At 40.2% G+C, this 733-nt stretch carries 1 protein-coding gene; it reads left to right on the forward strand.

What is annotated here, in order from left to right:
- Positions 1–733, forward strand: a 733-nt coding sequence (locus RFX69_RS13685; RefSeq protein ID WP_309169475.1) for an IS3 family transposase, incomplete at both ends; no start/stop codon positions are given.

Genomic DNA, 733 nt, shown 5'->3' on the forward strand with positions numbered 1-733 from the left:
CACACAAATAATGGTGGATTTTATCCATAACAATAAAGATCGATATGGTGTTGAAGCGATTTGTAGAATTTTACCGATCGCAGCTTCAACCTATTACCGAACTTTAGATCTCGCTGACAATCCAGAACATCGAGCGAAACGAGATCTACATGATGAGCATCATGCTGAACAAATTAAACGAATTTGGAAGGAAAGTTCAGGTCGGTATGGTGTACGTAAAGTCTGGCAAAAACTGAAACGTGAAGGCTATATTATTGCACGCTGTACTGTTGCTCGATTAATGAAAAAGCTAGGTATACAAGGTGTTTGGCGAGGTAAGAACAAACAAACCACCCGTAGCCGAGATGACCAAAAACGAGCACCTGACTTGTTGAAACGTAATTTTAATGCTGATCATCCAAACCAACTATGGGTGGGTGACTTTACGTATATTCAAACTCATTCAGGCTGGGTCTATACCGCCTTTATTATTGATGTGTTCTCACGAGCAATTGTTGGATGGAAAGTATCTACACGGATGAATACAGATATGGTACTCGATACACTTGAGCAAGCATTGTACGATCGAGGCATGCCAAAGAATATGATTCATCATTCCGATAGAGGTGTGCAATATCTTTCTATTCGCTATACCAATCGTTTAGAAGCTGCAAATTTACGAGCATCAGTCGGTACAACTGGTGATTCATACGATAATGCTCTGGCTGAAACGGTGAATGGCTTATACAAAACA

The organism is Acinetobacter sp. 148, from assembly GCF_031196675.1.
In the GTDB taxonomy this organism is placed as follows: Bacteria; Pseudomonadota; Gammaproteobacteria; order Pseudomonadales; family Moraxellaceae; genus Acinetobacter; species Acinetobacter baumannii.